The organism is uncultured Leptotrichia sp. (genome assembly GCF_938036635.1).
GTDB lineage: Bacteria > Fusobacteriota > Fusobacteriia > Fusobacteriales > Leptotrichiaceae > Leptotrichia > Leptotrichia hongkongensis.
This window is the reverse complement of record NZ_CALHQO010000038.1, coordinates 1-9029: the sequence shown is the minus strand read 5'-3', so window position 1 is coordinate 9029 and position 9029 is coordinate 1. Positions and strand designations below refer to the sequence as shown.

At 31.3% G+C, this 9029-nt stretch carries 9 protein-coding genes; all 9 read right to left on the bottom strand.

Annotated features, from left to right (window positions below; all coding sequences use genetic code 11):
• Positions 1 to 51: 51 nt before the first annotated feature.
• The 9 genes from Q0370_RS00600 to recG all read right to left on the bottom strand — a co-directional run bounded on the left by Q0370_RS00600 (position 52) and on the right by recG (position 8953).
• Positions 52 to 504: an NUDIX hydrolase gene (locus Q0370_RS00600; protein WP_299570667.1), complete on the bottom strand. Its 453-nt coding sequence runs from the start codon at positions 502 to 504 to the stop codon at positions 52 to 54.
• Between the two features lie 9 nt (positions 505 to 513).
• The gene (locus tag Q0370_RS00595) at positions 514 to 1785 is read right to left on the bottom strand and encodes a hemolysin family protein (RefSeq protein ID WP_299570665.1); all 1272 of its coding nucleotides are present in this window, start codon (positions 1783 to 1785) and stop codon (positions 514 to 516) included.
• Between the two features lie 54 nt (positions 1786 to 1839).
• The gene (gene accB / locus Q0370_RS00590; RefSeq protein WP_299570663.1) at positions 1840 to 2319 is read right to left on the bottom strand and encodes an acetyl-CoA carboxylase biotin carboxyl carrier protein; all 480 of its coding nucleotides are present in this window, start codon (positions 2317 to 2319) and stop codon (positions 1840 to 1842) included.
• A 19-nt stretch (positions 2320 to 2338) separates the two neighbouring features.
• Positions 2339 to 3196 (bottom strand): bifunctional methylenetetrahydrofolate dehydrogenase/methenyltetrahydrofolate cyclohydrolase FolD, encoded by an 858-nt coding sequence (gene folD, locus Q0370_RS00585; RefSeq protein ID WP_299570661.1) that lies wholly within the window; start codon positions 3194 to 3196, stop codon positions 2339 to 2341.
• 43 nt (positions 3197 to 3239) lie between these two features.
• A complete protein-coding gene (locus Q0370_RS00580; protein WP_299570659.1) occupies positions 3240 to 3905 on the bottom strand; it encodes a redox-sensing transcriptional repressor Rex in 666 nt (221 codons plus the stop codon).
• Between the two features lie 46 nt (positions 3906 to 3951).
• A complete protein-coding gene (gene fmt / locus Q0370_RS00575; protein WP_299570657.1) occupies positions 3952 to 4911 on the bottom strand; it encodes a methionyl-tRNA formyltransferase in 960 nt (319 codons plus the stop codon).
• Between the two features lie 22 nt (positions 4912 to 4933).
• The gene (gene def / locus Q0370_RS00570) at positions 4934 to 5452 is read right to left on the bottom strand and encodes a peptide deformylase (protein WP_299570655.1); all 519 of its coding nucleotides are present in this window, start codon (positions 5450 to 5452) and stop codon (positions 4934 to 4936) included.
• A gap of 520 nt (positions 5453 to 5972) precedes the next feature.
• Positions 5973 to 6857, bottom strand: a complete 885-nt coding sequence (locus Q0370_RS00565) for a DMT family transporter (RefSeq protein ID WP_299570653.1) — start codon at positions 6855 to 6857, stop codon at positions 5973 to 5975.
• 26 nt (positions 6858 to 6883) lie between these two features.
• A complete protein-coding gene (gene recG / locus Q0370_RS00560; RefSeq protein ID WP_299570651.1) occupies positions 6884 to 8953 on the bottom strand; it encodes an ATP-dependent DNA helicase RecG in 2070 nt (689 codons plus the stop codon).
• Between the last annotated feature and the right edge of the window lie 76 nt (positions 8954 to 9029).

Genomic DNA, 9029 nt, shown 5'->3' with positions numbered 1-9029 from the left:
CATTTTATTTTTTCCCTCTTTTCTGAAATTTTAATTATAATACTAGAATTTTTATTCATTCCATAAACTTCCTAAATAATTTTCTACCTTTTCGCCATTCATTAATTTTAATAAATTTTCTTTAATATTTGGATAAATTGTCATTGTTTCCAATTCTTCCTTTGTTACAAATTTCAAATCTGTCAAGACTGCTTCTTCTCCTAATTTTATGATACTATCATTTTTATTGTTACGGTGTATTTTATAAAACAGATTTAAAACATGACGTTTCTTATCCGGGGAAATTGTTTCTGAAAAGAACAAAAATTCATCAACTTCTATATCCATATTTGTTTCTTCCTTATATTCACGAATTAAGGCTTCTTTTGTAGTTTCACCCCAATCATTTCCACCGCCAGGAATAAGCCAGTATTTTTTGTTATTTTTGTGATGTTGAATTAGCAGAATTTTATTATCTTCTATGAGAATTCCTGCCACACGTATTCGTGGTCTAACTTCTTCCATTTTTTCTCCTTATTTCTCTCTTTCTTCCTCCTGATCAATAATAATCGCTCTTACTCTTTCCACACGCTTATTATCCATATCAGTCACTTTTAATATAAATTTATCATCTTTTACTTGATCAAATACATCGGCAACTTTTCCCAGCTTGTCTTGAATATATCCAGAGATTGTATCATATTCTTCAGATAAAGGAATTTCTATATCCAATTTATCGTTTACTTCCTCAATAGGCGTATCTCCTTTTATATCAAATATTTTTTCACGAATTTGCTGAATATTTTCTTCTTCCTGATCAAATTCATCTCTTATTTCTCCAACAATTTCTTCTAGTAAATCTTCAATTGTTACGATTCCCTGTGTTCCTCCATATTCATCAATAACTATTGCCATATGAAGCTGCTTTAACTTGAATTCTTCTAGCAATTCTATCAAAGATTTTGTAATTGGAACAAAGTAGGCTTCTTTCATAAAATCCTTTATTGGAGGATTTTCTCCAGTTTGCTTATCGTAACGGAGTAAATCTTTCATATGGACTGTTCCTACTATTTTGTCGATTGTTTCTGTATAAATCGGGATACGTGTGAACCCTTGATCCAAAATTTCATCCCATACATCATCTATTTTGCTTTCTGCTTCCAATGCAAATACATCTCTTCGTGGAGTAAGTATTTCCTTGACTGTTGTTTCGGAAAATTCAAAAATACTGGTAATCATTTCCTCTTCGCCTTCTTCAAACACACCGCTTTCTGTCCCAGCCTTTAAAAATGTTAAAATTTCATCTTCTGTTATTTCAAACATTTGATCTTTTACCTTTATCTTGAATATTCCAACAATAAATCTTGAAATATGTATAAATAAGCGAATTAGCGGTTTTAATACAATTCGTATTGTATTTAACGGAATTATTAATGTTTTAGAAACTCCGTAGATGTTGTTTCTTGCTATCAGCCTTGGTACCATTTCAGAAAATATCAGGATAAGAACAATTAACACAAAAAATGAAATTCCTACAAAAAGATTTTCTGCATAAATTCTTTTTATTAAATAAACTCCTGTAAAAACCATTGAAGAATAAGAGATTGTCTTCACAAACAGAAGTGTTGTAAGTAATTCATTTGGATTTTCCAGCCAAAGCTTTAAAAGTTCGCTTTCCTTTGTTTTCTCCTTTTCTTTTGAATCACTTTTTAAATGTATCTGCTTAAGCGATGACAATGCTGACTCTGCAGCTGATAAAAACGATGTAAAAAACAATAAAACCAATAATAGAATAATATCTAACAAAATCCTCTTCTCTTCCAAATTTTATCCCTTCTTTATTTTTTATTTTTATAAAAATTATTCAATAATCATTAATATTTGACCTTTTTTTATACTATCCTTGTCTTTAACAAGTATTTTTTTTACTTTTCCTGCAACTGTTGATTTTACTTCATTCATAAGTTTCATTGCCTCTACTATACAAAGTGTCTGTCCTTCTGTAACGGAATCTCCCTCTTTTACAAATGAAGACGCTGTTGGCGATGGTGATGCATAAAAAGTACCAACCATTGGGGAAGTGATTTGTGTTCCTGAAATTTCTTCAGAAGATGCTTCCTGTACTGGTGCAGATGTTTCTTGCGGTTGTACTTCCTGCGGAATATTTGATGGTACTGTAGTCATAGGTTGAGCTAACGCATTATTTACTATGACATTTCTTTCTTTCTTTTTCTTAGTCAATGAAACTTCAAAATTATTGTCTTCGTATTTTACTGATTCAATTTTGTTTTCATTCATACTTTCGGCTAATTTTTCAATAAATTTAATTTTATCTTTCATTAATTTTCTCACTTTCTTTTTATTTAGTATTATTTATTTTTTGATTATATGATTTAAATGTGTTCTTTATTAGCATTGCAATTGTCATTGGACCAACACCGCCGGGAACTGGGGTAATGAAAGAGGCTTTTTTAGAAACTTCTTCAAAATCCACATCTCCACATAACTTTCCATCCACACGGTTTATTCCAACATCAATCACAACGACATCTTCCTTTACATCAGATGCTTTTACTAATTTTGGATAACCTGCGGCTGCTATTACTACATCGGCTTTTTGTAATTTTTCAGATAGATTTCTTGTTTTTGAATTACAAGTCTGAACCGTTGCGTGCTTTTGCATTAATAAAAGTGTCATTGGTTTTCCCACGATATTGCTTTGCCCAATCACAACGACATCTTTTCCTTTCAAATCAACATTATATTCTTCAAACATCTGAATCACTCCAGCTGGTGTGCAAGGCAAAAATCCTGATTCATCTCCAATTATCATTTTACCAATGTTTGTTGTATGAAATCCATCAACATCCTTTTCAGCTGAAATTGCATTTACAATATTTAATTCATCAATATGTTCAGGAAGTGGTAATTGTACCAAAATTCCGTCTACATTGCTATTATTATTTAATTTTTTTATTTCTGAAAGTAAATTTTCTTCTGTAATATTTTCATCAAGTCTAATTGTTTCAGAATAAAATCCAACTCTTTCACAAGCTTTTATTTTATTTCTTACATAAATTTGTGAAGCAGAATTTTCTCCTACTATAATTACTGCAAGTCCAGCTTTTCTGCCAACTTTCTTTTCCAGTTCACTATGTTCCTTTTCAATTTCTATCAAAATCTTTTCTGAAAGTGCTTTTCCATCAATTATAGTCATAGCTTTCCTGCTAAATTAAATTTAACAGGTTCTCCTTTCGATATTATATTTTTTCGCTTATATTATTTATTCTCCAGAAATTTAATTCCTGTAACTTTGCTGAAATATCCATATCTACAACTTTTATGTTTTTATCTAATTCCAATTTATAAGTTGTCATGTTAAGTATTGCAGAAATTCCACTTTTTACAAGACCTTCTGCTGCAATTTGCGCCTGTTCTTTTACAACTGCTAAAATAGCCATTTCAATTCTTGTATCAGAATTATTCTTCATATTTTTTATAAATTCATCAACATTTTGTATATCCTGAACAATTAAATTATTAGCAGCTGTTTTCCCAATCTTATTCTTATCCTTGTCAAATATCCCAACAATTTTAAATCCTTCACCTAAGACATCGAGATTTGAGGAAAGCATTTCTCCCATCTTACCGTGTCCCACAATTATCACATTGTTAATTTTATCAATTCCAAGAATTTTTGTAATAATTTCTATCAGATTATCTATATCATAACCTTTCCCTCGTACACCAAACTCACCAAATGTTGATAAATCTTTACGTACCTGAGCAGAAGTAGTATTCATAATTTTAGCAAGTTCGATGGAATTTATTTCGTTATACTGTTTTCGGACTTCTTTTAGAATAGATAAATATTCTGTCAATCTTTGTACAACTCTTTCAGAAATTTCCATTTTTTTTAACTTCATATTTCCTCCTATGAAAATTAGAAAATTACAATCTAGCCTTCTATTCTTATTTTGAACTAGAATTGCTATACAATAATTTTTCTCCAATTACCATTTTACGTCCATTAATGATATCTACTCCCTTTTGAAGTTTTTTCCCTTCAAATTTTGCCTCCAAAATCAATAATCCTCCATTTGTGACTTTTACAACAGGCCCTTTTTTATTGATAATTTCGACAATTGTACCATTTTCTACTTCATCTTCATATTTTTTTTCAATTTTTTCACTTTTGTAAATTTTTATGTTTTCACCTTTTTCGTTGGAAGTATGTGCTGCTGGAAATGGGTTTAATCCACGAATCTGATTGTAAATAACTTCTTTTGTGTTGTTCCAGTCGATTTTTGCCTGTTCCTTTGTAATCGGCTTTACTAAAGTGGCTTTGCTATCATCCTGCTTTTCTGCCTGAACTTCCCCATTTTCAATCAGTTTCAACGCTTTTTCAAGTCCAGCTGCTCCCAGATCCTTCAATTTGTCATGCAGAGTCCCAAGCGTATCATCTTCTGTAATTTCACAATATTCCTTTAAAATCACATCTCCAGAATCAAGCCCTTCCTCAATATACATTATGCTCACACCTGTTTCAGTGTCCCCATTTAAAATAGCGGAATGAATAGGCGAAGCCCCTCTATATTTCGGCAAAAGTGAAGAATGCACGTTTATTATTCCATATTTTGGAATATCAATTATTTCTTTTGGCAAAATTTTTCCATAAGCTACAACTACGATTAAATCAGGATTTATTTCCTTAATTTTGTTTATAACTTCTTCATCCTTCATTTTTTGGGGTTGAATAATTTCCACATTATTATCAATTCCAAACTGCTTTACGGGAGAAAATATAATTTTATTTCCTCTAGCATTTATTTTATCCTCTTTTGTAAAAATAAGCTGTAAATCCGTATTTTTAAATACAACTTCCAGACTTGGTATTGCAAATTCTGGTGTTCCCATAAATATTGTCTTCATTTAATTTCTCGCTTTCCTGACTTTATTTGTCCAAGTCCCTGTAAATTCTGCCTTTTGCAAAATCTTTCTTTAGAACATCTAATTTTTTAGCAACTAATCTTTTATTCATAACCGAAAGTTTGTCTGTAAACAGGATTCCTTCTATGTGATCAAATTCGTGCTGAAATGCCCTAGCCCACATTTCATCCAGTTCTTCAACAACTTCTTCTCCGTTTTCATTCAAATATTTCACTTTAATTTTTGCAGGACGGTTTACTTTCTTAAAAACTCCAGGAATACTCAAGCATCCTTCCTCCATATCTGCAATTTCCTCAGAAAACTCCAAAATTTCTGGATTAATAACTTTTTTTACAACACCTTCGTGTTCCAGCACAAAAAATCTTTTGGCAATATCCACCTGATTTGCAGCAAGTCCCACTCCATTGGCTTTTCTCATAAGAGCAACCATTTCATCTAAAGTTTCTCTTATATTATCATCAACTACGTCAACTTTTTCTGATTTTTCACGTAAAGTTGGATGTCCATATAAAACTATTTTCATTTTTATTTTTTCTCTCCTTATTAAACTCATTATTACCCATTTTATTTTATCATATTATTTGATAAATTTTAATACAAAACATCAATTAATTTTTTATTTAAATTTTATTTTAAATTATTTCTACCAAGCTAATTGTTTTTCTCCATTTTTCATATTAGTTTTTTTAACGCAGAGGTATCAAACGCCATATCTCTTATTTCGCAATATCAGTTGCTTTAACATCTTTGAATTGATTAGCGCTTAACAATTATGGCGAAAGTTCTACGAACTACTCCCGCTTGACACAAAACTTTCTTATAAAAGAAAACTTGTTTTTGAATACTCGACTATTCTAATATGAAAAATAAATTTTACTTTAAATACATTCCAAAAGCTCAAACAGTTCTTTTTCTCTTAATGAAATTTTGCTTGATAAATTTTACTTATAACAACTATTTCAATAAACTAAAAAAGTTGTGATTTCTAGAAATTTAAAATTAATAATTTTAACAGAATGTTATAAATATCAAAATTAAATTTTTCAATCAATTAACTTCCTAAATCCCAATTTTGTTTCCGATACAAGTACCGCAAAAAGTACTAATCCAGCCCCAATTGCCACTCTGAGTGATAATCTTTCACTTAATATAAAAAATGCAAAAAGTGGTGCAAAAAGCGATTCTGTTGACATTAGCACTGAAGCTCTTGTGGAAGTTGTATATTTTTGGCAGAACGTCTGTAATACTGTTGGTATCGCCGTTGAGAAGATTGTTAGATAAATTATCGCAATCAGCATCATTCCTGTAGGCTTTTGAATTTTGCTCGTATCTGAAAAGATAAAAATATTTACCACAAACAATATTCCCGCCACAAACATCTGCATAACAACAAGTTTTAAAGGCTCAACTTTTTTACTAAAATATCCATTTGTAGCAATTTGCCCTGCAAAAAATATCGCACTTATAATTGTCAAAATGTCACCAAAATTAAGATTTGCAAGATTCATCTTCCTATCAAAACTTATCACAGCAACTCCCAGTACACAAATAACTGAAGCCAAAAATGCAAAAATATCAGGGCGCTTTTTGTGCAAAAACCAAAAAATATAAGGCACAATTATAACGTTAATTGATGTAAAGAAGGCATTTTTACTAGCAGTCGTGAGCATTGCCCCATAAGTTTGAAAAGCGTATCCAAAAAATTGAAAAATTCCAACAATTAATCCAGCAAGAACATCATTTTTTGTGAATTTTCCTACTTTTCTAAAGAAAATCCCATAAAGAATAATCCCTCCTACAAGAAATCTAACCGCTGACAAATAAAACGGATCAACTCCTGTATTCAGCCCAATCTTCACAAATACAAATCCAAGTCCCCAAAATATCCCTACAAAAAGTAGCCCAAAATCTGCCAAATACTGTTTCACAAAATTTCTCCTTACTATATTTCAAATTAATCTTCTGAATTATTGAAAAACTTTTTATAAATATCCATTTTCAAAAATTCATTTTCTATTTTTCCATTATTCTTTTCCAAATATTCTATTACAAAATCACGTACAAACTTGATTTCCTTCACATTTTTTACAATGTCGGTAAAAAGCATATCAGATACTCCACTTTGCCTTGTTCCCAAAATTTCTCCTGAATTACGTAACTTTAAATCTTCTTCGGCGATTTTGAATCCATCTGTTGTTTCTTCCATAACTTCCAGTCTTTTTGTTGAAATTTCATTTGTTGTTTCGGATTCTAAAAAGCAGTAGGACTGGTATTTTCCTCGGCCAACTCTTCCACGTAGCTGATGAAGTGAAGAAAGTCCAAATCTTTGAGCGTCACGGATTACCATAATTGAGGCATTTGGCACGTTTACTCCAACTTCGATTACTGTTGTGGAAACTAGAATATCAAGTTCGTGATTTTTAAACTGTTCCATAACTTTCTGCTTTTCCTTGTAAGTTTGCCGTCCGTGCATAAGCCCGATTTTTCTATTTGGAAAAATTGAAATGTATTCTTCATATGTTTCCTGTGCTGATTTTACATTCAGGCTTTCACTTTCTTCAATTAATGGCGATACTATGTATACTTGCCGTCCCTCTTTCATTTTCTTTTCCATAAAGTTATACATTTTTTGTCTGTCAATTTCATTTTGTATCCATTTTGTCTTAATCGGACTTCTCCCAGCAGGCAACTCGTCAATAATTGATACGTCCAAATCTCCATAAATTGTAAGTGCAAGTGAACGTGGAATCGGAGTGGCACTCATAACAATTAAATTGGCAAGATTTCCCTTGTCACGTAAAAGTTTTCGCTGTGTTACCCCAAACCTATGCTGTTCATCAATTACAATTAGCCCAAGATTTTTGAAAATTACATTGTCCTCTATTAGAGAATGTGTTCCAATTACAATGTCAACAAGTCCTTCTTTTATCTCATTTAGCAGTTTTTCCTTTTTCTTTCCCTTCACACTTCCAGTCAAAAGTTCCACTCGTATGTCAAGATTCATAAATTCATCTACAATTCCTAAATAATGCTGTGTGGCAAGAATTTCTGTCGGTGCCATAATTACCCCTTGATAATTATTTTCCACCATATAAAGAAGCATTATAAATGAAACAATCGTCTTTCCAGAACCAACATCCCCCTGAATAAGCCTATTTACAATCTTTCCAGCCTTTAATTCAGAATAAATCTCCTTTATTACACGTTTCTGAGCTTTTGTCAAATCATAATCCAGACCCTTTATAAATTTGCTCACAAGACTTTTGTTATCTTCAAGTTTATAAATATTCTTATTTGCCTTGTCAACACTAAAACGATTTTGCAAAATTCCCATTTCCAGAAGTAAAATTTCCTCCAGCATAAATCTTTTCCGTGCTTTGCTTTGTTTTTCCTCATTTTCTGGAAAATGAATATTTAAAACCGCCTCTTTTCTTCCAAGCAGTTTCTCTTTCTGCAAAAATTCCTTTGGTAGATTTTCCTGCAACAAATATCCGTAATCCATTAGGGCATTTTCCATAACTTTTCTAATTGCCTGCTGTCTGAGCGACTCAGTAGACGGATAAATAGGTAATATCTGCTTTTGTTCCTGTATATCAAAACTAGCTTGATTGATTTTTTTATACTCAGGATTTACAAGCTGAAATTTTACAGTCTTTCTCACTTTCCCATAAACTGTAATCTCATCGCCAATGTGAATACCATTTTTCACAAACCTGTTATTAAACCACACAAGCTCTATCATTCCGCTATCATCACTCAAAACCGCTCGAAACATAGTCCTTCCAGCCTTTATATACTGATTAACCACATTCACAACCGTTCCCTGTAAAATCACAAATTCATCTGCCAGAATTTCCGCAATTTTCTTATGATTGCTCCTATTCTCATAAGCTCTTGGAAAGAAATAAAGCAAGTCATAAAGTGTAAAAACTCCCAATTTCCTAAATTTGGGAATATTTGTTTTTGTAACTCCTTTTATTTTCACATTTTCTAAATTTTCATAAAGCAAGTTATATGTTTTCATAGCCTTTCCGCCTTATTTATATTACTTTTCAAATTAAATCTGTATATATAAATCAAATTGATTTTACTATAATAAT